We start from the raw sequence: 23935 nt of genomic DNA on the forward strand, positions 1-23935 counted from the left end.
CATCTTTCACCGGTTGACGATTGGTGGAATAAATTCGGCCAGTTCTACTATGTAAAAGGGCGCGGAAGCTGCACCTCTGCCAGTTCAGCAGGGGGCGCGGAGACACCGGAACCCAGCCTAGGATGCCGCAGAGTCGTCAGTAGGACGGCAGGCGGAAGAAGTGCGAACAGTGGATTCCCGCCGTGACACCCTGGCATGCGGGTTGCACGGCACTCCGGCGCGCCGCGCTTGCTGGGAGTTGCGGCCCTCAACCAACTTAGGAGGATTTATGGCTACCAAGACCCTGAAGGACTTGTTTATTCATTCGCTGTCCGACATTTACAGTGCCGAAAAGCAGATGACGAAGTCACTTCCGAAGATGGCACGGGCAGCGACCAGTCCTGACCTTCGGTCGGCATTCGAGACGCACCTGGAAGAAACGCAAGGCCAGATTGAAAGAATTGACCAGGTTGTCGAGGCCAGCGGAATCAAACTCAAGCGCGTCAAGTGCGTTGCCATGGAGGGGCTCGTCGAAGAAGGCCAGGAACAGATTGACGAAATCGAGAAAGGCCCTGTTCTCGATACGGCCCTCATCGCTGCAGCGCAAAAGGTGGAGCACTACGAAATCGCATCGTATGGCTCGCTGATAGCGCTGGCCAATCAGCTCGGTGAAACAGCTGCTGTAAAGCTTCTAACCGAAACGTTGAAGGAAGAAAAGGCTACCGACGACAAGCTATCTCTCCTCGCTATGGAAAAGGTGGCGGCAGAAGCCTTGGGCAATTAGGCTAGCTCGGCGCCCGGGGCGGCCAACGCCGCCTCTGCCAACTTGACGGTTTCTCTGGAGATTGAAATGGATATGCCAGTTACCGAGGAGCAGATTCGCACGCTCGCGTTCTATCTGTGGGAGAGAGATGGAAGTCCTGACGGGCGGTCCGAAGAATACTGGGAGAAGGCGCGACAGCAGCTAGTCGCCGACGGTTCGACGGCGGAGCCGACTCCAGACGCAGCTCGACCTGACTGATAAATGTCCCGTCGGCAAGTTTAGGGCGAGTGTTCAGCGGCACAGTCCCGCTGACGCTCGCCCTGCCGACGCTGGAACGCCTTGGGCTCACGTGCCCTTTGGCATTGACGGACCCCCTCTGTGAACTCCAATTTTCGGGTCACGGTATAAATGTTGCATCCGCATGACTACTGCTCCGAACGTTCCCGACGCCAACCATTCTTCTCGTAGATAACGAACCAGACATCCTCGCCGCGTTTAGCATGGCTTTGGAATGGCGCGGATATCGGGTCCTCTCGGCGGGAGATGGCAAGGCCGCGCTGGAAATGACTGGAAGATGTATTCCTGACCTTATCGTCACAGATTGCAGCATGCCAGAGATGGACGGCGTTGATTTGTGCCGGCAGCTAAAGCTATATCCAGCTCTTGCGGCAATACCGGTAATCATGGTCTCCGCGCAAGTGCAGACTAACCAGAAACCGGCCCTTTGGAACGCGTTCTTCCTCAAACCGGTAGACCTTGACGCGTTGGAGTCCACCGTGGGACTGCTATTATTATCGCGCCCCCTGCGTGAGACGCTAAGCCCGGTGTTTTCCGACCGTGCAGTGTCGCGATGGCCGCCCATACCTTCGGCATTTATATCCTGAGGTCCGCCTGATGGCAGAGGTATGGGGAGCGTGGTGGTCCTAAGTGTCAAGGACGGGAGCCTGTCCGCCCCGCGGTCAACCGTCAGACCCGCTGCTCACCAATGCTCCGCACGTTCAACTCGCGAAGTTTCCGGTAGCTGTCAAACCAACCCACCCAGCTTGCCACCAATTCGATTCGCCAGGATGTAATGCAGCTTTTCAAGCGAGAGCGGCTTGGTCAGGTGGTAGTCGAAGCCTGCAGCTAGCGCTCGTGATTTGTCGGACTCCGCGGCGTAACCCGTCAATGCGACTAACGTGACGTTATCCAAACTTCGGTCAGAGCGGACAATTCGCGCGACGTCGAATCCGTCAACGTCCGGCATCCCGACATCGACAATTGCTACCTCCGGCCTCACTTCCGTTACAAGGCGGATGGCGTCGCGTCCGCTGCTTGAGGTGGTCACATTGTGACCTTCAAGTTCCAGCAATATGCCCAACGACATCAAGGCGTCTTGGTTGTCATCGACCAGAAGAAGGCGTACGGACCCAAGAGTCGAGGCGTCATCGGTTTCCTCAGGTTGGGGCGACGTCGATGCTTTGCGAAGGATTGGCAAACGCAAGGTTACGACTGTGCCCGTGCCCGCTCCCTGGCTGTGAAGCGATATGGTTCCTTCATGAAGTTCCACCATGCGTCTGGCGACAGCAAGGCCAATCCCAAGTCCGCCTTCGGCTCGGGCGTGACCACGAGCGGACTGCGCAAACAGCTCGAAGACGTGCGATTGAACGGCACTATCGATGCCGATTCCGTTGTCTTTAACACTGATGATGACCAGCCCGGCCGGCTCCCTGCTGACGCCGTCCGTGTCGACGTCAACGGTCATTTCGATTGTCCCTCCGACTGGAGTGTACTTAGCCGCGTTTGACAGGATATTGCCTAAAACCTGGCTCAGACGTACGTGGTCCGCGCGAACAGGAATGGGAACATCGAGCCCATTAAGCTTCAGTGTGTGCCTGCGGGACTCGAAGTGATGTTTGACCGTGGTCACGGCGTCAAACGCAATTTCGTTGAGGGACGTGTCGCTATGTTTGATGGCAAGTTTGCCGTGCTTCAGCCGTGCTGCGTCAAGCAGGTCATCGACAAGTGTCCGCAAGTGTCTTACTTGGCGCTGCGCTATGGTCAGAACCTCGACTGCGGTCTCATTTTCTGCACACAGGCGCTTGGCGGCGCCGATGGCGCTGTCGATGGGGGCCATAGGATTTCGGAGTTCATGCCCCAGCATGGCGATGAATTCGCTATGTCGCCGGTCGCTCTCAATCCCACTGTCGCGGGCATCAACGATGGTTAGTGCTGCGCCCGCAAAAACCGCCAGGTTTGAAAGCAGCCGGACGTCTTCGCTGTCGAATTTGCGTTCATCCACATGAGACATCACCCATATCGCGCCCAACTGAGCTTCACCGCCCGGTATCGGGACAACGATACCTTCAGTGACGTTGACGCCTGGAAACTGAATGCACTGGAAATGGTCTTGCGGCCGTATGAATAACTGTGGCGAGCCTGACTGCAGCGTCACCCCGCACGGGCATTCGTCCCAAGCCGTTGTCTTACCACGCAGGTCCGCGCAGAGGCCCGCAACCGCTAACCACCTGAACTGCCTTTTTTCACCGGCTCCTTCGACAAGGCTTATCCCCGCGCTGCCGGCGTCGCAAACCGACAGCGCAGCTTCTGCGATTTGCTCCAGCAAATTGGCCTTGGCCCCCATCTGGGCCTTGGCGAGCCGGACAAGCGCGTTGTTTTCTGCCGCATAGTCCGGCTCCCTCGCTCTCCGCGAACCGAGGAGGGCGTTATCGGTAGACATGCGATTGCGTTCCATGAAGTCTGGGCCAGCTTTCTAAGTTGAATAAACCTCAGGGCGCCCGGGCAACCCCGAATCAATGGTTAATGCGTCTGAAATTGCCTCGACCCGAGAGGCGACAACCCTTGGGTCAGGTCGCGCCGCGATTCGAACCGGCATTGCGTCATGATACGCGCGGCCGGATGGTGAGCGTCATCACCGTCGGCATCATGGACGCATAAAATGAGCCTCCTCCGAAACCCCTTTCGGCACAGGGCTGCAGGACAAGATTGACTTTCAGACCCGCGGTATGACAAGTCGAATCGAGTGGACGGGTCGCGTCACCTATCCAAGTCAAGCAAGGGATATTCCGCCACGTGCCACACACCTGTACGCATTGTGCCTACGGTCAGATGACTCGTCATTGCACCACTGAATGGCAAGGCTCAGAAGTCCGAGCGATTCGCGCCGCTCCGGGCATAGCTGTTGCATCATAAATATGCTCGCATTCACTTGTTGGTACTTCATGTACGGGCCGAGGCAATCGCGGCTAGTGGGACCCACTAAAACATTGAACTGCAGGGTACCCAGGCTCGGAGCTGACTGTTCTGGCCAGCAAAACGCTGCGTCGTTCTGGACTCGGCGTAGCGTTGTAAGAATTGAGTACGGTTTCCGTCTTTCGAGTCGTTCCGGTGTCGGCCTGCCTATGTCGTAGCGTAAGCGGTAGCGGCGTGCCAAGGCATGGACACAGGCCGCCTGTTCCCTTCTTTACGAGCATGACCATGGTCTCAGAGCGCGAACCAAAATCTCCCTCTTTAATGCGCTACAAAAAGAAGCGGGATTTTGGTGCAACGCCCGAACCCGCAGCACCGGTCAAAGCCAGAATCAGTTCACCGCACCTTGGTTTCGTCGTCCAGAAGCATTGGGCCAGTCGCCTTCACTACGATTTCCGCCTTGAGTTGGATGGCGTGCTGGTTTCGTGGGCGTTACCCAAGGGGCTCTGCTATGACCCAAAGGAAAAGCGGATAGCCATTCAAGTGGAGGACCATCCGCTTGAGTACGCGACGTTCGAAGGAACGATTCCACCGCGACAGTACGGCGCTGGCACCGTAATAGTCTGGGACCGCGGGACGTGGGAGCCAGTCGGTGACCCCCAAAAGGCATTGGTTGCCGGCAAGCTGATATTTCAACTCCACGGCGAGAAACTCGCGGGCTTGTGGGAACTGGTCCGCATATCCAAGCCAGACGACAAACAAGACCAGTGGATGCTCTTCAAGAAGCGCGACGAGTGGGCGCAGCCGCTGGCGAAATACGATGTCATCAAGGCACTTCCGGACAGCGTCACCACCAAGCCGCTTGGGCTGCTCGAAGAGCGGGAACCGAAGGTCGTACGGTCGGCGCGAAGGAGCAACCAGGAACTAGACCTGTCTGCCGCCATGAGCGCGCCGCTCCCTGCCAAACTCGAACCGCAGCGCGCGACGCTGGCTTCGTCGCTACCGACGAGCGGCGAATGGGTAGTCGAGTCGAAACTGGATGGCTACAGGATGCTTGCTCGCGTCGACAAGGGGCGCGCTCGGCTGTTCACAAGCGGTGGCCACGATTGGACGAAGAAGCTCGCGAGTCTGGCCGCAGAGGTTGCGCACCTGCCAGTCTCCAGCGGCTGGCTTGACGGCGAAATTGTCGTCCTGAGCAACGGGTTGCCAGATTTCGGCGCTCTACAGAATGCTATAGATGGCGCGAAGAATCAGGAAATCATCTATTTTCTCTTCGACCTGCCGTACTTCGATGGAATGGACCTTAGGGACGTCCCGCTGTGGACGCGGCGCACACTGCTTTTACAGCTGCTCAAGGATGACGGCGACCGCATACGGTTCAGTCAGGACTTCGACGCGCCAGTGGCCCAGATATTTGAGGCGGCGGCTGGGCTGGGTCTCGAAGGCCTGATGTTGAAAGGTCGCGACGCGAAATACGAGTCAGGAAGGACTCAGACATGGTTGAAGGCGAAGTGCCGCCTGCGACAGGAACTCGTTGTCTGCGGCTTCACCGCTCGAGGTGGCAAGGATGGGGAAGTCGGCAGCCTCCTGCTTGGATACTATGTCGGCAACCAGCTCCATGACGCCGGCAGCGTCGGCACCGGTTGGAACGCCCGTATGGGTCGGGACCTATGGGTCCGCCTGACCCCGCTCGAGCTGGAGGCAGCTCCCTTTGACGTCGCCGTATCGAAGCCCAGCCGCTGGTCGAGGCGTGCAGCGGGCAGCGAGCGCTGGGTTCGGCCTGAACTCGTTGCCGAGGTCGAGTTTGCCGAGTGGACTGCGGAAGGTGTCGTGCGCCAGGCTTCGTTCAAGGGTTTGCGCGTCGACAAGCCCGCACGCCTTGTTGTCCGGGAGGCCGGTGACACGCTGACGCCAGCGCCCGTCTCCCAAGTCAAAGTCACGCACCCTGAGCGTGTCGTTGACCCGACAACTGGTGTCACGAAGCTTGACCTGATTCGGTATTACGAAAGTGTCGCCCAATGGATGCTTCCGCACCTGAAGGAACGGCCGCTGGCCATGGTCCGCGCGCCCACCGGCATCTCTGGTGAGCTGTTTTTCCAGAAGCACGCAGAAAAGACCGCCATGCCCGGGCTGAAGGCTCATGACAGGGATTTATGGCTGAATCACCCGCCGCTACTGACGGTCGATACCGCCGAGGCACTGATGTCGGCGGCCCAGATGAACGTCGTCGAGTTTCACACCTGGAATTCCACGGTCCTGCAAATCGACAAACCCGACCGGGTCATCTTTGACCTCGACCCGGGCGAAGGGGTCAAGTGGAAGCAGATTCGGGAGGCGGCGGTCCTTGTCCATGCGTTGCTGACGGAGCTGGACTTGAAAGCCTGGCTGAAGACAAGTGGAGGCAAGGGGCTGCATGTTGTCGTGCCGCTGACACCCCGACTGGACTACAAATCGGTGAAGGCGTTTTCGCAGGCGTTCGTCCGGCATCTGGCGAAGACCATCCCCGACCGTTTTTCGGCAACGTCGGGACCGGCCAACAGAGTTGGCAAAATCTATGTTGATTACCTGCGCAACGGAAAGGCGCAGACGACTGCCACCGCATTCTCTGCGCGGGCGCGGCCGGGAATGGGTGTCTCGATGCCAGTGTCGTGGGAGCAACTCCCCGACCTGAAAAGCGGCGCGCACTGGACGGTGCAAACAGCGAGAGAGTATCTTAGCTTCCAGACGCGTGACCCGTGGGAGGCATATTGGTCAACGCGCCAATCACTGGCGTCGGCCGTGAAGCGTCTGCGGTAAGACGTCTGTCGGGCTGCACACGGTCTGATGGCTCGAAGCTACGTGCATGGCTAGTAACTGGCAGCAGAGATAGGCACACCCCATGCTGTGCACTGCGGAGGGTTGTCACCTCGAAACGGATATTGGGCAAGCAGCGCCTGCGGCATTGTCGCCGGCCGGTCTCAGGAGAATCTCATGGCAGCGCGTTCCATCGCATCGCTGACGCTTTCCTTCGGTCTGGTGTCCATACCGGTGAAGCTATATTCGGCTACGGACAGCGCTGCTGGCGTTGGCTTCAATCTGCTGACGCCGGAAGGCGGCCGGGTCAAGCAGCAGTACATATCCGAGGCCACAGGCGATGTTGTCGCCCGCGCTGACATGAAGAAAGGCTACGAATTTGAGAAGGGGCAGTTTGTCGTATTTGCTCCTGACGAATTGAAAGCGCTTGAGGAAGGGGCGAGCCACGTGGTGGAGATTGTCTCCTTCGTCCCAGAAAAGTCGGTGGACCCGCTCTACTATGACAAGGCGTACTTCATTGCTCCCGACAAGCGCGGCGGCAAACCTTATAGTCTGCTGCAACAAGCCATGCGAGAGAGCGAACGTTGTGCGCTCGCAAAATGGTCGTACAAGGGGAAGACCCGAGTCGTTCAGATAAGGCCGGCGGAAGACGGGATGGTCTTTCAGCAACTGCTGTTCGCCGATGAGGTGCGCGCGCTGAGCGATTTGCACATTGAGCACGTCACGGTCAGTGATACGGAGCTAAAGCTCGCGCTTCAAATCATCGACCAGGTTTCAGAAGACGCTTATGACCCGACTGCGTACGAAGACGAAGAAAAGAAGCGGATTCTCGAAGCCATCGACCGGAAAATTGCTGGCAAACAGATTGTGTCTCCAGAGGCGCCAGCAGAGGAATCCGGTGGACAGGTGATTGACCTGATGGAAGCGCTGCGAGCAAGTCTGAGTGCCAACAAGACGAAACGAGCCGCCCCTGCCAAAACGGCTGCAAAGACGGCTGCTCCGAAGAAGGCCTCGCCCGATGACGTCGAGGCGCTATCAGCCAAACCCCGGCGGCCCGTCAAACGAGCCGCTCCGAGAGGCGACGTGAAAGAAGCGCCGCCGGCAAAGGTTCGAGCTCGCAAGTGAACAGACGAAATCTGTCACACGACTATTCGTTGCGGAGCCTCCAGTCGCTGCTGGGTGTCTCGCGCCGAGTTCTATCCGGACTGATTGACGCGGGCTTTGTTCATCCCGCGCGCGGCCGGCGGAACGAACTCCGGTTCTCGTTCCAGGATGTCGTGGTCCTTCGCACCGCATTTCAATTGCAATCGGCGAAAGTCTCATCACGGAAAATTCTGAAGGCGCTTGCCAAGCTGAAAGCCGAACTCCCTGACGAGCTTCCGCTGTCTGGAATCCGAATCACGTCGGTTGGCGAGACAGTGGCTGTCAGGTCAGGACAGTTCCAATGGGACGCGGCCTCGGGCCAGCACCTGCTCGATTTCGAGGTTGCACCTATTCGAGGTGATGTCGCATTTCTGGATTCTGCGCCGCGAAACCTGGCGAGCCGGGAGGAGCAGGCAGAAGAATGGTTCGCGCTTGCCGAACAGCTCGCCGGAACCGATGCTCTCGGTGCGGAGCAGGCCTACCGGAAAGCGCTCGAACTTGCACCATCACCTCACTACTACGCGTACACCAATTTGGGCGTATTGCTATGCGAGGCGGAGTCGCGGTGCGATGATGCGTTGTCCATTTTCGATGGCGCACTTGAGCACTTTCCCGATGACGCGTTGCTTCACTTCAATCGCGCGGTCGTCCTCGAGGAATTGAAGCGCTACGACGCAGCGGCGGCGGCCTACGAGCGGTGCATAGCGGTTGACCCAGCGCATGCCGATGCCCACTTCAACCTCGCTCGCCTGAGCGAGATTCGCGGTGACAAACAAGGTCTCGTGCGACATCTTAGCGCCTATCGTCGGCTGGTCGTTTGACGCGAGCGGCATGGGCTTCATGCATGATTGCCAGCCTTTTGGCATAGGAATTGCGCAGGGTAGCAAGCGTTCTTACACCTCCCGGGGTAATGACCGCTTCACACGTGAGGAGACGACCATGCACGGCTCGACAAAGGGAATTTTAATTACGGCGTTTTTTATCAGCATTTCAGGGGCGGCTTACGCGCAGGGAGCGGGAGGCGGCGGAGCCGGAGGTGGTCAAGGCGGAACAGGAATGAGCAAGCCGAGTACAAGTGGTTCAACCGATACGGTATCGGGTGCGTCCGGGGCAAATTCTATGGCCCCCGCCGGAACCACTTCGCACAAAAAGATGCATAAAAAGGCGAACGCCGCTATGCCAGCTTCAGCTACCAACCCTGCGTCCGGCGGTAGCTAATGGATGAAGGGCAGCGGTCTTTCCACTGTGCCTTCGTGACCGCTGCCCAGCTAGAAATGCATGTCAGCCGAGTCGTATCGACGAGACAGTAGATGCTGGTCTAGGCGTCGGAGACGCCACGTCTCGATAATCCGCTTGTGGACTGCGACATCGGCCTTGCGAGCTTTTTGATTTTGACTTTACCGCGCGGTAGCAACGGGCGCGCAGACTTTGATAGGGGGCGCCTCGTCGTCGAACGGTGGACTGGCCGCGAAGCTCTGCACTACAGTAGACTGAAATACAAGGCAGCAAGTCGAGCCCCGTATTGAAAGTATCCCAACTCATCGCCTTTTGATACCTACTGACCAGGAAGGGCCTCGATGACGCACGACGACACAACAGGGGGCTGATGAAGTACATCAGTAAAGTCGTCAGCGGCATCTTCGATGAGACCGCGATGCCGGAGGCTGCTTTCCAGATTGTCGGAGGACCTGAAGAAGGCGACGGGAAAGACAACTGCGGCGCCAGAGAGAGACCTTGATGAACGCTGCATATACCTGTCCTATTTCGTACGTCGACGGTCGGACTACCAGTACGCGCGGCAGGAGGCCGAGTTGACCAGCCTGCCTGGTCATCGGGAACGCGCCGGAAATAACCGCCTGCGACGCGATGATGGTCGCCGCCGCGGCGAGCAGGACAGTCGGGATGAGAGGTGCAGCCGGACGCTAACCCGGAAACGGGCAGCGCCACCGCCGAGGGCGTCGCGGACAAGCGCCGCCCGACGGAACTATGAGGAAGTCAGGGCCAACAACGGGAATCGACGGGACGCCAACGAGACGCGCTCTGCTCTTCACAAGCAGGTTCGGGACGCTTCGTAGTCAGCCGTTGTGCGATGAACAAATCGACGGTGTGCATCAACAGGTCTATCGGAGCCGGCTTGCGAAGGAAAGCAGCCCAGCAGCGTGGTTCATCCGGTGGTTCCGGCATTGCGGACAACATGACGACCGGTATCCCGGCGAGGGACGGCTGACATTTGAGACGGCGGCATAGCTCCACGCCGTCCATTTCAGGCATTTGCCAGTCAGTGATAACGAGTTGTGGAATATCACGGGCTGCCTTCCGCAATGCGTCGCACCCATTCTCGGCAAGCATCACGTGATGGCCGCCGCTTTCCAGGGCCAGTTGGAGAGCCCACCGGTTTTCTAGGTCATCGTCTACAAGGAGTACGGTAGACATGGCACTTCACGCGTCACAGGATTATCCCTGTCTGCCGCAAACGCTGTACCCGAGGGAAGGCTTGCTGCGGTACGTAGGCACTACGTAGGCCGAGAGTTGCGCACCTGCTACACGGCAATTACAGCACGGCGCCGAGGTCCGGACCTGAGGAACCGCGACCGCACAGGCGCCGGCACCGGGTCGGAGTCGACCGCGCATCCTTCCTCTGCTCTGCCCCAGATATGGTCACCTCGATTCCCCGCTTGAGCTGTCGGTCAGGACGAGCCGAAATTCCGTTTCGTCAGCGGGGCGTGTCCCCAACGGACGCGAGGATGGAAGTAAGTGCCTGCATATCCACGGGTTTCGTCATGTGACGGTCAAAGCCAGCTGCAAGCGCCGCCACGCGGTCGTTCTCCGACGCGTCTCCCGTCAATGCGACGAGCTTCAGATGTTTAAGCGTTGGCCGGGTTCGTAGCTCTGCCGCCAACGAAAAGCCATCGATGTCAGGCATATTCACGTCGATGAACGCGACGTCAGGAATGAAGTCGTCCAGAGCGCTCAGTGCCTCAGGCGAACTGGTTGCGGTACGGACGACGTGGCCGTCCAGACTGAGCAGGAGCGCAAGTGACTCCGCCGTATCCCTGTTGTCATCCACCACGAGCACGCGGCAGGGCGCCGCGCAAGGCACTCCGCCATGAGGCGGTGTGCCGGGCAATTCAGGCCCGCGCGCCAACGGCAGACGAATGGTGACCGTTGTTCCGGAGGACGACTCGCCGCTTTGGACGGTGACGGTGCCGCCGTGCGCCTCTACCAGATATTTCACCAGGGCGAGCCCGATTCCCAGACCGGCTTCCGTCGAAGGAGAGCGGCTACCGCGCTGGGTGAACATGTCAAAGACGTGAGGCAACGCTGGTGCGGATATGCCATATCCTTCGTCGGCGACGGTCATCAACAAGGTAGGCTCAGTCGTCGACCCGGTAGGTGTTGCCGGAGCCTCTACAGCCGCAGTCAAAACTATGCGACTGCCATCTGGTGAGTATTTCGCGGCGTTGCTCAATACGTTGACAAGCACCTGGGTAATGCGGCCGGCATCGACGTAAACCAGCACCGCCTCAGACGGCGCGGTGACGTTAAGCATGTGCTTGCGCGCCTCCATTTGCGGCCGGACAGCGGCAATTGCATCGTTCAGAATGTTTGCCAGGAGGCTGTTCTCTGGCTGTACCGTGACCTTGCCTTGCCGGATTCTGGACGCGTCGAACAGGTCGTCGACAAGGCGCTGCAACCTGTGGAGCTGACGTGCGGCAATATCCAGCGCCTGCTCCGCCTGTTGTGACTGGAGCTCCAGACGTCCCAGACATTTGAGGGCGCTGTCGATGGGGGCAATTGGGCTGCGCAACTCGTGGCTTAGTGTCGCTATGAATTCGTCCTTACGCGTCTCCGCTTCGCGCAGGGCGGACTGGGCGGCTTCGGCCTGAATGGCCCGACTTTCGGCTAGCGCCTTCATGCGCGCCACATGCATCGTCGCGCCGGTGAAATCTGCGAGGCTGGTGAGCAATCGCAGGTCCTCGGCATCGAAGCGAACTTCAGGACGTTGCGACATCACCCAGATGGCGCCCCACGCGTCGTCCCGGACAGGAATTGGCACGAGCAATGCCTCGACCACGGGTGGGGACAGCATCTCGATGGACGGAAAGAAGCGCTGTGGCGTTCCGAACAGCTCCGGTCTGCCCATTGCCAGCGTAACGCCGCACAGGCTGTCGTCGAAGGGCCGGTGAGTATTGAGAAGGGGCACAGCCCGCCCCGCGAGAGCCGCCCACCGGAAGCTGGCAGGTCGGTCGGGTGGCGACTCAAGTACGCTGATGCCTGCGCTGTCCGCGCGACACAGCCGCGCAGCTTCGCGTGCAAGCGTATCTAGCATCTCTGTGTCTGACGTGGCCAGGGCATGGGCGAGTTCGCCCAAAACCTTTGCCTCTGCTTCATAATCCGGATGCCGACTTGGCCTCGAATACAGTGCAGAAGTTATGAGCGACTGGCGATGGCTCTCGCGGATGTTGTCCGGCTTCGGGATGGTCATAAGCTGTGAAAGGCTTTTTCAGGAATGCGTTCCAGCTCGGCGAGACGCCAGTCCGGATTCGACGGGCGCAACAACAATCATAGCCGTTTGCGACGCCTATCCTGGTTTTAAGGACTCCACCGGATGCATGTTTGTGCCGATTCGCTCACCGATTCTACGAAACAGAACGGCGGCAATGCGACATTTTTAAGCGTGTTCTCACACAGGGCCGAAAAGCTGGCCTTACGCAAGTCTCTCGCGAAGACAGGCTGGACGATGCCTAGCGGCCCATGTCCCTTCGCTCGCCTTGCGTTTGAACGCAAGGTACAAGCGATGTCCACCACGACGACATCGGGCCTGCGCCACTAACTGCAAGGCATCTTGCACATGCTCCGCACGGCAGCTCGCGAGTTGCAGGAACTCCTCAACGACGTCGTGGGCGGTGAGTGCAAGCTTGCTGACCAGGCCGTGGCCTCACCCGTGCGCGTCGACCCAGGCGCGGGCCCAATCCAAGCCAGCATGTTGCGCGTCCTCTTCACTGTCGAAATGACCGAGGACACCCGATGCTTCGATTAGCTTACCGCTCCTGGTAATGGTCCCGCTTCCCGCATAACGCTCCGGCCGGAGGATGTCTTTCTGCTGAAGGATGGCGTGGCCCCGCATGTTGTAGTCGCGATAGCTTTCCGACTCCATCAGCGCCCAACCTTTGCCGATGCTCCGCGCGAACTCACGCGAAGCACATTTCCCTCGGGAGCTATCTGGCGAGGAACGTCCGACATGTCAGGCTCCTTCGCTGGAACGACTTCTTGCATGAGGTGTTGCTTCGCCATGAGCCTGGTTGCAGATGTCGGCGCGCGGCGTGCGTGCACTTTCACTGCATGGGGCGCGACATGCCGACGAGCTACCAGCTTGTGTGCGGCACTGACGCTGTGTGGTGCGGTCGTGCGCGCCTCTGGTGGATTCCACATCTCCGAATATCCGCCAGTTGCGAACGCTGTCGGCGCCATCGTCGCTGCCAGTAACGCCAATCCAATTCTTTTCACGGTTTCTCCTTGCTGGCCGTTCGTTGCCGCCACTCTTTGCAACCAATTGCTTGGCCGACGCACCCGCCGTCACACCCGGGACAATAGTGCCGGTCTCATATGTCAGCGTTGACGCGCCAGACATTGTCGTTCGCCGGACTTGCTGTGCCAACAGTGCGTCCATTCTCGCGCGCAGACAACGTCGGCTCACCAGCTTTGCCGCGCCGGACCGCATCATCGACGCACTCGTCCCCGAAAGCATTGCGCATCGTTGACGTGAATGTTGCCACCTCCGGCATCGGATGGCCGACCTTGCGAACGCGTGCATCCACGATTCAGCTCCCGATAAAAAGTGTCAGTTCACTATCTCAGAATTGCGTGTACGATACTGTATAAATATACAGGTTTTTTGATGCCATATGTCCACCGCTACCGTCACGGCCGAAGAGATACACCCGTCCTTGTGGCGTGCGTCCCAGCTCGCGCGTGGCCGTGGGCGGGTGGTTGAGACCGGCTATCCCGCGCTGTCTGCCGAACTTCCCGGAGGGGGCTGGCCGGTTGGAGCTCTCGTTGACCTGATGGTGCAGCAAGCCGGCGTGGGCGAATTGCGGCTGTTGCGCCCCGCGCTCAGTGCCGCAGGCAACCGGCCGGTTGCATTCGTGCAGCCGCCGCACACTCCGGACGGACTTGGACTCAGCTACATCGGACTTCCTCTTGACCAAGTGTTGCGGGTGAAAGCGCAGAAGACCGCAGATGCGCTTTGGTCGGCTGAGCAGATTCTGCGGGCAGGCAGTTGCGGTGCGCTCATCTTCTGGGCGCAATACGCGCAGGCCTCATCGCTGCGACGCCTGCATTTAGCGGCGCAGTCATCCGAAACACTTTTCGTGATGGTCAGGCCTCTGGCGGCCGCACAGGATTCGTCGCCCGCCCTGTTGCGGCTTGCTTTAAGACCATCGGCCGACGGCTTGACCGTCGACATTGTGAAACGACGAGGGCCAGCGCGCGCAGAGCCTCTGTCGATTCCCCTTCAACCCACTCCTGTATTGCTTTCCCGACATGCGCGTCTTTCTCGCCGTCCACTTGCCGAAGTTGCCACTCGAGGTGTTCCGACCGAAGTGGTCATCTGAGCCGGCGCACGGAAGTGCTGTACTGGAGAAAGACAAAGTGGTCATTACAGATAGCACGGCTCGGGCAGCTGGCGTGCGCCTTGGGATGAAGCGCGGCGGAGTGCTGACGCTGTCGCCGGAAACGGAGATGCATGAACGCGATGCCGCAAGGGAGGCAGCGGCACAGCGCGAGGTGGGTATTGCCCTGATGCGCTTCTCGCCGGAGGTCGCCTTGCTTGACGAAGCGACCGTCATAGTTGAGGTCGGCGCGAGTCTGCGCCTCTTTGGCGGGCTACTCGCGTTGTGTCGGGAAGCGAAGGCCGTTCTTGGGACGCTTGGGCTTACTGCGCGCATCAGCGCTGCGCCCACCGGCCAGGGAGGATGGCTACTTGCGAAGTTCGGGAACCGGCGTGTGCTCAAGCTAGCATCGCTCGAACAACGGCTGTGTGCTTTGCCGATGATGGCCGTTCCCGAAGTTCGTCCGTTCGGAGATTGGTTCTCCGGACTTGGCTGCGAGACCATTGCTGACATTCGGCGTTTGCCACGCGCCGGCCTGCAGCGTCGATGTGGTGAACATCTGCTCGACTCGCTCGACCGTGCATTTGGCACCGCGCCCGAACTCTTTGATTGGCTAGAACTGCCGCCGACTTTCTCCGCACGTATCGAAATGCCGGACCGGCTTGAGGATGCGGACGGCGCAGTCTTCGGTGCCCATCGACTCATCGTGCAACTGTGCGGCTGGCTTTGCGCCAAGCAGCTGGCGGTCACGACTATAAGGTTGCTGCTCGAACATGAACGTGGTCGCGACGCCATGGAGCCGACGGCCATCGACATCGCATTGGGCGAGCCGACATGGAAGGAGGAGCATCTCGTCAGACTATTGAAGGAGCGGTTGCACCGGATTGAGCTGGCTGCACCGGTCATCGCGCTGCGACTCGATGCCTCCAAAGTCGAGTCCGCAGCACCGGCATCTGACACGCTATTCCCGGAACCGGGAGGTTCAAAGGAAGACCACGCACGTCTTCTTGAGCTGCTAGTTGCGCGACTCGGAGAGGATAACGTTCTTCGCCCCGCTCCGACTGCCGACCATCGCCCGGAGGTCGCCAACCGCTGGGTGCCGGTGACGCTCAAGTCAAAGCAGGAACCACTTCCGCTCGGTCTGCCAAGACCCACCTGGATGCTGGACAGTCCGGTGCGGCTGCTTATGCGTCAGCATCGTCCCTTCTATGGGTCTCCGCTGCGGATGGTGTCGCCCGGTGAACGTATCGAAGCTGGCTGGTTTGATGGTGAGCTGGTGACGCGTGACTATTTCGTGGCGCAGGGGGAAGACCAGAGCTGCTACTGGATATATCGCGAGCGTGTCAGCAGCCGCGACGCGGAGGAAGAGCAGCGGTGGTTCCTTCACGGATTGTTCGGCTGATGCACCATGGACACAACGTTCAACGTGCTGCCGGCGTACGCCGAGCTTTTCTGCTTTTCGAATTTCAGCTTCCTGCATGGCGCTTCGCATGCCGAGGAACTGTCTGAGCGCGCGGCACAACTTGGCTATTCGGCGCTGGCTGTCACGGACGAATGTTCGCTAGCTGGTGTGGTGCGTGCGCACGTCGCGGCGAAGGAAGCAAAGCTGCCGTTTATCGTCGGCTCGTTCTTCCGCCTCGTCAATGCCGACGGCTCCCCCGCGTTCGGACTCATCCTGCTCGCCAGAAACCGCGAGGGATACGGAAACCTGTCTGAACTGATTACGCTCGCCCGCACCAGGGCAACCAAGGGCGAATATCGGCTGACGCCACAGGACCTCTCGCGACCAGAGAAGGAATATCGGCACCTTCGCGGGATGCCGGACTGTCTCGCCATTCTTGTACCGGATTTCCCGGCCAACGAGGACGTCCTTGCCGCACAGGTCGAGTGGCTTGACGATACCTTCTCTGGCCGGGCGTGGGTAGGGTTGGTGCTTCATCAACGCGCCATGGATGACATTCACCGTGGCTCGGTCGAGTTCATCGCGCGCAGCCTGGATGTACCCGTGGTGGCGCTGGGGCACGTCGTCATGCATGTACGCTCGCGCAAGCCACTGCAGGACACGATGACCGCCATCCGCGTCGGGAAACCAGTTCATGAATGCGGCTATGACCTTGCGCCCAACGCCGAGCAGCATCTTCGCTCCAGGCTGCGGCTCGCGAACCTGTATCCAGCCGAAGCGCTCGCGGCGACTGTGGACATTGCGAGCCGTTGCACTTTCTCGCTTGACGAGTTGCGATACGAGTACCCGGATGAACTGGTGCCAACCGGCTTTACGCCAGGCGCGTATCTGCGTCAGGAGTCGTATATCGGAGCACAGCGGCGTTTTCCTTCGGGCATTCCGCATAAAGTCCAGGAGCAGATTGAGCATGAGCTTGAGCTCATAGCCGACCTGCAGTACGAACCGTACTTTCTCACGGTGTACGATATCGTCCGTTTTGCGCGCAGCCAGCACATCCTTTGTCAGGGGCGCGGCTCGGCCGCCAATTCGGCGGTCTGCTATTGCCTCGGCATTACCGAAGTCGACCCTGCGCGCGGCAACATGCTGTTCGAACGGTTCATATCGAAGGAGCGCGGTGAACCGCCGGACATCGACGTCGACTTCGAACACCAGCGTCGCGAAGAGGTCATCCAGTACATCTATCGCAAGTATGGTCGCGACCGCGCAGCAATCGCCGCCGCTGTTTCAACATACCGGCCTCGAGGCGCGTTGCGTGAAACCGGCAAGGCGCTTGGCGTTGACCCACAGATTGTCGACCTGGTCGCAAAAAGCCATCAGTGGTTCGACACGAGCCAGGACCTTCTGAAGCGTTTCGCCGAGTCTGGGCTTGACCCGGAAAAGCCTCTCATTCAGGCGTGGGCGAGGCTCGCCTCCCAGCTCCTTGGCTTTCCGCGCCACCTGTCTCAACACTCCGGTGGTTTTGTTATCAGTCGCGGGAAGCTCACGCGGCTTGTCCCTGTCGAGAATGCGGCGATGGCGGACCGGTCCGTCATCGAGTGGGACAAGGACGACCTTGAGGCGCTCGGCCTCCTGAAAATCGACGTGCTCGCGCTCGGCATGCTGTCTGCAATCCGCCGGGCCCTCGACATTGTGTCGGAACAGCGCGGTGAGCGATTCGAAATGCAGGACATTCCGGCTGAGGACTCGCATACGTACGAGATGATTTCCGCCGCGGACACGGTAGGCGTTTTCCAGATTGAGTCGCGAGCGCAGATGAGCATGCTTCCTCGCATGAAGCCACGCACCTTCTATGACCTAGTCATTGAGGTCGCCATTGTCAGGCCCGGACCGATTCAGGGCGGTGCTGTCCATCCTTACCTGCAACGTCGTCAGGGCTTCGAGCCCGTGACATATCCGAGTGAGGCGCTGAAGACGGCGCTTGGGCGGACGCTCGGGGTTCCGATTTTTCAGGAGCAGGTGATGCAGGTTGCTATCCTGGCTGCCGGTTTTACCGCCGGCGAGGCCGACCAGTTGAGGCGCGCGATGGCTGCGTGGAAACGTAAAGGTGGGCTTGAGAAATATTATGACCGTATCGTCAACGGGATGCTCGAACGCGGCTACGACCAGGCCTTCGCGGAAGGCATCTTTCAGCAAATCAAAGGGTTCGGCGAGTACGGCTTTCCGGAAAGCCATGCGGCCAGTTTCGCGCTCCTGGTGTACGCGAGTAGCTGGCTCAAGTGCCATGAGCCAGAGGCATTCCTTGCGGCGATGCTCAACAGTCAGCCTATGGGATTCTATTCGCCGTCACAGCTTGTGCAGGATGCACAACGTCACGGCGTAAAGGTGCTGCCAGTAGACGTTGCGGTCAGTGGCTGGGATTCTGTCCTGGTGCCATTGCGCGACAATGACCGTCCAGCTGTGCGCCTCGGCATGTCGCTCCTGCGCGGCATGAAGGATGGCGCCGCGGAGCGCATTGAAAATGCCAGAGCTGTACGTCCGTTCGAGACCGTCGCTGACCTGGCCCGTAGAGCGCAACTGGACCGAAAGGACCTTCATGCTCTTGCGGACGCCAACGCACTCGCTTCGCTGGCTGGCAATCGCCGCGAGGCTCTATGGCAGTCGGTCGCCGCTGTGCCTGACAAGGACATGCTTGCCGCAGCGACGCTGCAGGATGAAACACCCGAATTGGGCGCACCGACCGAAGCGAACGACATCGTTGCGGACTACAGGTCTGTTGGACTGACCTTAGGGCGACATCCGCTGGAACTGCTCCGGCCGCGACTGCTCGCAAACCGGCTGATGCCAGCGTCGACGCTGCGTACCTATCGCGACGGACGGTTGGCACGAGGGTGCGGGCTCGTCACGGTGCGCCAACGCCCCGGAACAGCGAAGGGTGTCATGTTTGTCACGCTCGAGGACGAGACGGGCAATGTCAACGTCATTGTCTGGCCGAGCTTGCTGGAGAAGCAAAGGAAGGAAGCGCTTGGGGCGTCGTTGCTTGCGGTGTACGGCACGTGGCAATGCCAGGGAGAGGTTCGGCACCTGGTCGCCCAGAGACTTGTCGACATGTCCCATCTGCTCGGCGGGTTGACGAGCACGAGTCGGGATTTCTGCTGAGCCGGAGAAAACCAGGATGTGCTAGCTTCTGGATTGTGGCTCCGCTATTACAGGAGGACGGTGATGTGCTATTCGGCTCAAATTCAGGCTGACTACCGGAAGTTCGTGCGAACGTTTGGTGCTCTCATGGACATCGACGAATTTGCGCGGCTGTTCTTCGAGCGCGCCGAGGGTGTCAGCAAGGCGAAGATACCGAAAGCAATGGAGGAAGCCTTTGCCGCGCCGGAGACCGACGCCGAGCGTAAAATCAAAGGCTTCATCGACAAGTTCAACCGCGACCAGACGAGTAAGCTCGAACAGGACCTGTTCAAGCAACGCAAGAGGCTAGCGGACGCGGAACGGACACTGCTGACAAAGGTGACCAAGGCTGCCACTGAAAGCCAACGTATCGCCACCGATAAAATCGCATGGACGCGCGGCAAACTCGACGATATGCAGCGCACCGAGCCCAAGCCGAAAGACTCGCGCATCTTCCCCGGCCACTATGCCCCCGTCATGGTTATGGAGAACGGTCGACTTGTTGTCAAGCCGATGCGCTACCAATGCCGCATCGCGGGCAAGCCCGCGTCTTACGACGTGAAGTATCCCGGAACCTACAACGCCCGCCGCGACAACCTTGAAGGATTCTGGAAGCCTTGCTTTGGCTACACGCACGGCGTCATTCTCGTCGATGTATTCTACGAGAATGTCAGCAAGGCAAAGTTCGAAGGAACTTTAAGCGAGACACATGAGAAAGACGAAAACGTCGTTCTGGAGTTCCGCCCGAGTAACGGACAGTTGATGCTCGTCGCCTGCCTGTGGTCTCGATGGACCGCTCCTGGCGAGCCAGATTTAGTTTCGTTTGCGGCCATCACTGACGAGCCGCCACCAGAAGTCGCGGCGGCAGGTCACGACCGGTGCATCGTTCCCATCAAGCCTGAGAATGTGGACGCGTGGTTGAACCCGGACCCGGAGAAATTGGACGCAATGTACGCGATACTTGATGACAGGGACCGGCCGTACTACGAGCACCGTCTAGCGGCCTAGCACACAGCGTGGGGTTGGCGCGGTGCGCACGGGTCTGGGACCATTTTCTTGATTATTGACGCGTGCTGACTCACTGAGATACCGGCACGAAAGAAGGCGCCGGCTATCTATACAGTGCGCATTCTAGCGCCGTGTCGCCGGACGCCTCAATTCCGTTAGACTGGATTAAGCCATTGGAGGGAGACGTGATGATGCGCAAGACGCTGAATGCTTCGCGACTTCAGCAGGAGGTCGACCGGCGAATCCATCGATTGCAGCCAATCGTCGAGGACGTCGTGAAGGCCGTACGTGCTAAATATAATCTCAGTACTGAGGTGAAAGAAACCGGCAATCCGTTTGGTGACTGAGCGACAGTTTTCTCACTCACCGGTGGACCAAGCGAAAGTCCACCGGCATCCAAGGTTCTCAAAGTACGGCGTTCAAAAGCCACGAGCCATCCGACTTGATGAACTCGTAAGTTTGACCTTGACTCTCACCGCTCTCCGGGCTGTAGTAGACGGCCCTGAAGGTGAAAGCGTTTAGCGACTTCTGCGTCCATGAATCCGTCCGCAAGACGCTCAGGCAACGGTTCTTCGGAGCGTACCTCATGTAACTGAACGGTGCCGCAATATATCCGTTTCCAAGCTGTGCTGACGTGTACATGCTAAGAACCCGAGAGGTGTTCCCTTCGTGATAGCAGGCCGATTTTGACATCACGGCGACCAGCACTGGTTGCGCGGACCCGACCATTCCGCGAAGTGCGGCGTCCCTTGACGACAATGATGCACTGATGGCATCGCGCATTTGCCCTTGTTGCTCAACAGATAGCGACGGGCCAAACATCGCGGGCGTACCGCTACCGTTCGGTGCCATCGCCTGATTGACCTGACTCAGTCCGTTATTCAGGTTTTGCAGCGCTGCACCAGTTTCGGCGCAACCCGCACATGCGACCGCTACGGCCGCCAGAACAAATTGCAACTTCACTTTTTTGGTCCTCTAACACGAGCTTCGACCTTTGGTTATCGGCTTCTGGATTGCAACTCTTTAGGTCTATGGTGCGCCTTGAAGCATAAAATTCAATCGTTCAAAATCGACTTGGAGCCAAAGCCTAAGACGGAGATAATCGGCACCTCGCTTCGTTAGAACGAGACAAAAATATCTATGATGCATAGGGGTGCATGAATGTTGAAGAAGAATGTTATCGCCGCTGTTACTACAAGTCTTTTCCTCTTGTCTGGTTGTGGCAGCAAGCAGGATGCGAGCAAAGGCAACTTCCAGACAGCAATTCAGGATTATCTAAATACAAAGACGGGCGTCTGCGTGATGATGCCCGCAAAAGAAGCGCCGTTCACCCTTCAGAAGAAGGGGGGCATGGATTTCATCAACGCTCCTGAAAAGGCGGCCGCGCTAGTTAGCGCCGGCCTGCTTTCAGCGAAGGATATGGACGTCAAGTCAGCATTCGGCAATCAGATGGTTCCCGGTGCACAGTACTCCCTGACTGACGAAGGCAAAAAGTATCTTGTGAAGGGCGGAGCCGGCAACATGGGCGGCTGGGATGCTTTCTGCGGTGGTAAATATAAAGTGAAGGAAGTGGAAAACTTCACCCAGCCCGCGGACATGTTTGGCACCAAAATTTCACAGGTCAACTACCTCTATGAGGTTGACGACGCGCCGGCTTGGGCGAAACAGCCTGCAATCCAGGCGGCGTATCCGTCGGTGCAGCACGATGTGACGGGGTCGCCTGGCGACAAGGCCGTATTGGTTGCAACCAACGATGGCTGGATGCATGAGCGGTTGTTCAAGAGCAAGGGAGGTTGACGGACGGACCAACGGCGATTATTGAGTAACGTACGCCGGCAATTGACTTGGTGAGGTTGAATGCAACGCTGGCGGAGCTTATTAGCGCGTTGCGAGGCGACGGACGGAAGCGTCGGTCTTCGTGCATCGCGCTCCTTAAACCCGACGTCTACGCGCGTGTTGTCGAACGCCTAACTCTTTCGAGATAGTTGATTGCTGGGCTTAACTAAAGTGTCTGGGTAGAATCAGTTCGACCGGGCGTTTCGAGCGGCCGTTGCGGGTATCGTATTGTATTTGACCGGTCAATGATGCGCAAATGAAAAAATCTGGAATCGAGCTTCGAGAGCTGAACGAACTCGTTGATGCAGTTCTGGTGGCGCCGGATGGGTTGATTGCGTTCGATGGATGCCTTGGCGCAGGTAAGACGACGCTGGCAACCGCGGTGGCAAAGGGCTTGGGCCGTCCGATGGTCGACTTCGATGACTATATCGAGCGCGAAAAAGGCCACTTCGTCGGAGCTTTGGACATTACAAGGCTCAAATCAAAGCTCGACGCCGAGTTCGCCCAGTCCGATGTGGTCTTGGCGTCAGGGGCATGCATGCAGGAAGTTCTGATGCGCATGGGCTACACGGCAGCGCTTAATATCTATGTGCAGCGGAACACGTCTGCAGGCCTTGCTGGAGACCAAGATTTCCTCGATGTCGAGGACGGATATGAGCCTCACCCCGACATACTACATTTCTGGACGCCGCTCGACCACGAGATTTTTGCTTATCATAGGAAGCATCGGCCAAAGGCGAATGCCAACATCATTTTTGTCCGCGTCTCAGATTGAGCGACGCTTGAGCTGGTACAAGACAGCCCGTTGCCACCGGGGAACCGCCTCTCCTCTCTTTGAAGCCGCTGCGAATGGTGCGGCGCCGACGTAGGTTTGCGTCTCAGCGCAGGACAATAGGGACAAACTCTGCTATGCCCGAATTCGACGTAACAAAACTTCGAGACAACGCGCTCATTTCGATTCGGCTTGGCATTGAGGATTTCGAACGTAGCAAGAAGCCGGAGGCGGAGGGTGGCGATGCGACTCGCGCGCTATCCGCTGTCAGGAATCTGTTCGCAGGCGTTCTCCTCTTGTTCAAGTACAAGATTGCCATTTCGGTCGACGACTCTGAGGACGCAACTGCACTCATATTCAACCCGCCAGAGGTACTCCCGCACTCAGACGGCAATGGCGGCATCGAGTGGAAACCGGTTGGGAAGTTCAGGCGGACGACCATCGATGTTGCAACCATTAAAAAACGGCTTGATGCGTTCGATATTGAAGTAGATTGGGCTGCGGTTGAGAGGCTCCAGGAATGCCGTAACCATCTCGAACATCTGCATCCGGCTAACACACTCGGCGAAGTCGCGAGCTTTGTGGCGGACTTGTTTCCCGTCCTACAGGATTTTGTTCAGACGCAACTAGAGGCGGTGCCCGCGGACCTACTTGGGCCAGCGTGGACAATAATGCTTGCGCATCACGATTTTTTCGCTGCGGCGACCCTCGAATCCGACAAGGCTTGGGAAGAAGCGGGTGTGCCCGAGGGAATGAAGTCATGGCTAGCCGAGACTCGCTGCGAAGAGTGCCATTCATCGCTCCACCGTCCACATCAAGAGGAGCTCGATGCGGGGGAGAGCATTAGCCGTGCGGACGATGTCTTTCGCTACCATTGCGTTGCCTGCGGCCACACTGATTTGATTGGACCGCTGCTAATCAAGGCGTTGAATGACGCCAATGACTATGACCATAGAGATGGCGGGGAACCTGGTGTCGAGCAATGTTATCAATGTAAGCGAGTTACCTTTGTCATTGCAGAGCAAGTGTGCTCATGGTGCGACGCTGAGCTCGACTTCCGTAAGTGTAAGTTCTGTTCTGAACCGCTCCGCCAAGATGACCAAGATAACGAGGGCTTATGCGGCTACCATGCGCACATGTTGGAGAAGGCGATGAAGGACGACTGAGATTCAGCAAGGTCCGGCACCTGTTCTGCGTTGATACGGGTGGTGTTGGAACGTCAATTGAGTCGACGCTGCGTCGGGATTAGTGTCCTCAGAATCTTC

The 23935-nt window shown here is 58.6% G+C and carries 21 protein-coding genes and 1 pseudogene; 15 read left to right on the forward strand and 7 right to left on the reverse strand.

Going from position 1 to position 23935, the window contains the following annotated elements; genetic code table 11:
* The first annotated feature begins 268 nt into the window (after positions 1 to 268).
* From PQR54_RS03820 to PQR54_RS03830, 3 genes are all read left to right on the forward strand, one after another.
* Positions 269 to 763, forward strand: coding sequence for a YciE/YciF ferroxidase family protein (locus PQR54_RS03820; RefSeq protein ID WP_408244129.1), 495 nt, complete (start codon positions 269 to 271; stop codon positions 761 to 763).
* A gap of 66 nt (positions 764 to 829) precedes the next feature.
* Complete coding sequence (locus tag PQR54_RS03825) at positions 830 to 1000, forward strand: DUF2934 domain-containing protein (RefSeq protein ID WP_408244130.1); 171 nt, start codon at positions 830 to 832, stop codon at positions 998 to 1000.
* Positions 1001 to 1197: 197 nt separating this feature from the next.
* A complete protein-coding gene (locus PQR54_RS03830; protein ID WP_408244251.1) occupies positions 1198 to 1626 on the forward strand; it encodes a response regulator in 429 nt (142 codons plus the stop codon).
* Positions 1627 to 1766: 140 nt separating this feature from the next.
* Here the strand turns inward: PQR54_RS03830 and PQR54_RS03835 are convergent, their stop codons facing one another.
* Positions 1767 to 3461, reverse strand: a complete 1695-nt coding sequence (locus PQR54_RS03835; protein WP_408244131.1) for a hybrid sensor histidine kinase/response regulator — start codon at positions 3459 to 3461, stop codon at positions 1767 to 1769.
* Positions 3462 to 4219: 758 nt separating this feature from the next.
* Between PQR54_RS03835 and ligD the strand changes: the two genes are divergently transcribed.
* From ligD to PQR54_RS03855, 4 genes are all read left to right on the forward strand, one after another.
* Positions 4220 to 6727, forward strand: a complete 2508-nt coding sequence (ligD, locus tag PQR54_RS03840; protein WP_408244132.1) for a DNA ligase D — start codon at positions 4220 to 4222, stop codon at positions 6725 to 6727.
* Between the two features lie 174 nt (positions 6728 to 6901).
* Positions 6902 to 7849 (forward strand): non-homologous end joining protein Ku, encoded by a 948-nt coding sequence (gene ku / locus PQR54_RS03845; protein WP_408244133.1) that lies wholly within the window; start codon positions 6902 to 6904, stop codon positions 7847 to 7849.
* Positions 7846 to 8688, forward strand: coding sequence for a tetratricopeptide repeat protein (locus PQR54_RS03850; RefSeq protein WP_408244134.1), 843 nt, complete (start codon positions 7846 to 7848; stop codon positions 8686 to 8688). The genes ku and PQR54_RS03850 overlap by 4 nt, the downstream gene beginning before the upstream one ends.
* Before the next feature lie 785 nt (positions 8689 to 9473).
* Positions 9474 to 9605: a hypothetical protein gene (locus PQR54_RS03855; protein ID WP_408244135.1), complete on the forward strand. Its 132-nt coding sequence runs from the start codon at positions 9474 to 9476 to the stop codon at positions 9603 to 9605.
* A 37-nt stretch (positions 9606 to 9642) separates the two neighbouring features.
* On the opposite strand, the pseudogene PQR54_RS03860 reads toward PQR54_RS03855, so the two are convergent.
* The 5 genes and pseudogenes from PQR54_RS03860 to PQR54_RS03880 all read right to left on the reverse strand — a co-directional run.
* A pseudogene (locus PQR54_RS03860) lies at positions 9643 to 9771 on the reverse strand (KUP/HAK/KT family potassium transporter); the annotation flags it as partial.
* Between the two features lie 91 nt (positions 9772 to 9862).
* Complete coding sequence (locus PQR54_RS03865) at positions 9863 to 10300, reverse strand: response regulator (protein ID WP_408244136.1); 438 nt, start codon at positions 10298 to 10300, stop codon at positions 9863 to 9865.
* Between the two features lie 280 nt (positions 10301 to 10580).
* The gene (locus PQR54_RS03870) at positions 10581 to 12353 is read right to left on the reverse strand and encodes a hybrid sensor histidine kinase/response regulator (protein ID WP_408244137.1); all 1773 of its coding nucleotides are present in this window, start codon (positions 12351 to 12353) and stop codon (positions 10581 to 10583) included.
* 453 nt (positions 12354 to 12806) lie between these two features.
* On the reverse strand, positions 12807 to 13025 hold the full coding sequence (locus PQR54_RS03875) for a hypothetical protein (RefSeq protein WP_408244138.1): 219 nt from the start codon (positions 13023 to 13025) through the stop codon (positions 12807 to 12809).
* Between the two features lie 445 nt (positions 13026 to 13470).
* Complete coding sequence (locus PQR54_RS03880) at positions 13471 to 13686, reverse strand: hypothetical protein (protein ID WP_408244139.1); 216 nt, start codon at positions 13684 to 13686, stop codon at positions 13471 to 13473.
* Positions 13687 to 13773: 87 nt separating this feature from the next.
* Here PQR54_RS03880 and imuA point away from each other — a divergent pair, with 87 nt between their 5' ends.
* The 5 genes from imuA to PQR54_RS03905 all read left to right on the forward strand — a co-directional run bounded on the left by imuA (position 13774) and on the right by PQR54_RS03905 (position 20409).
* Positions 13774 to 14481, forward strand: a complete 708-nt coding sequence (gene imuA / locus PQR54_RS03885) for a translesion DNA synthesis-associated protein ImuA (protein WP_408244140.1) — start codon at positions 13774 to 13776, stop codon at positions 14479 to 14481.
* Positions 14411 to 15880, forward strand: coding sequence for a Y-family DNA polymerase (locus PQR54_RS03890; protein WP_408244141.1), 1470 nt, complete (start codon positions 14411 to 14413; stop codon positions 15878 to 15880). The genes imuA and PQR54_RS03890 overlap by 71 nt, the downstream gene beginning before the upstream one ends.
* A gap of 6 nt (positions 15881 to 15886) precedes the next feature.
* On the forward strand, positions 15887 to 19036 hold the full coding sequence (locus tag PQR54_RS03895) for an error-prone DNA polymerase (protein ID WP_408244142.1): 3150 nt from the start codon (positions 15887 to 15889) through the stop codon (positions 19034 to 19036).
* 63 nt (positions 19037 to 19099) lie between these two features.
* Positions 19100 to 20062 (forward strand): SOS response-associated peptidase family protein, encoded by a 963-nt coding sequence (locus PQR54_RS03900; RefSeq protein WP_408244143.1) that lies wholly within the window; start codon positions 19100 to 19102, stop codon positions 20060 to 20062.
* A gap of 188 nt (positions 20063 to 20250) precedes the next feature.
* Entirely contained in the window at positions 20251 to 20409 is a 159-nt protein-coding gene (locus tag PQR54_RS03905) for a hypothetical protein (protein WP_408244144.1), read from the forward strand.
* 58 nt (positions 20410 to 20467) lie between these two features.
* On the opposite strand, the gene PQR54_RS03910 is transcribed toward PQR54_RS03905, so the two are convergent.
* Positions 20468 to 21025 carry a hypothetical protein gene (locus tag PQR54_RS03910; protein WP_408244145.1) on the reverse strand — a complete coding sequence of 186 codons (558 nt, stop codon included), beginning with the start codon at positions 21023 to 21025 and terminating at the stop codon, positions 20468 to 20470.
* 198 nt (positions 21026 to 21223) lie between these two features.
* On the opposite strand from PQR54_RS03910, the gene PQR54_RS03915 reads away from it, so the two are divergent.
* The 3 genes from PQR54_RS03915 (at position 21224) to PQR54_RS03925 (ending at position 23836) form a co-directional block, all read left to right on the forward strand.
* The gene (locus PQR54_RS03915) at positions 21224 to 21859 is read left to right on the forward strand and encodes an SEN1982 family lipoprotein (protein WP_408244146.1); all 636 of its coding nucleotides are present in this window, start codon (positions 21224 to 21226) and stop codon (positions 21857 to 21859) included.
* 295 nt (positions 21860 to 22154) lie between these two features.
* Entirely contained in the window at positions 22155 to 22673 is a 519-nt protein-coding gene (locus PQR54_RS03920; protein WP_408244147.1) for a shikimate kinase, read from the forward strand.
* Between the two features lie 134 nt (positions 22674 to 22807).
* A complete protein-coding gene (locus tag PQR54_RS03925) occupies positions 22808 to 23836 on the forward strand; it encodes a hypothetical protein (RefSeq protein WP_408244148.1) in 1029 nt (342 codons plus the stop codon).
* Positions 23837 to 23935 lie beyond the last annotated feature (99 nt).

Origin of the sequence: Paraburkholderia phytofirmans (assembly GCF_046028095.1) — a bacterium.
In the GTDB taxonomy this organism is placed as follows: Bacteria; Pseudomonadota; Gammaproteobacteria; order Burkholderiales; family Burkholderiaceae; genus Paraburkholderia; species Paraburkholderia phytofirmans_A.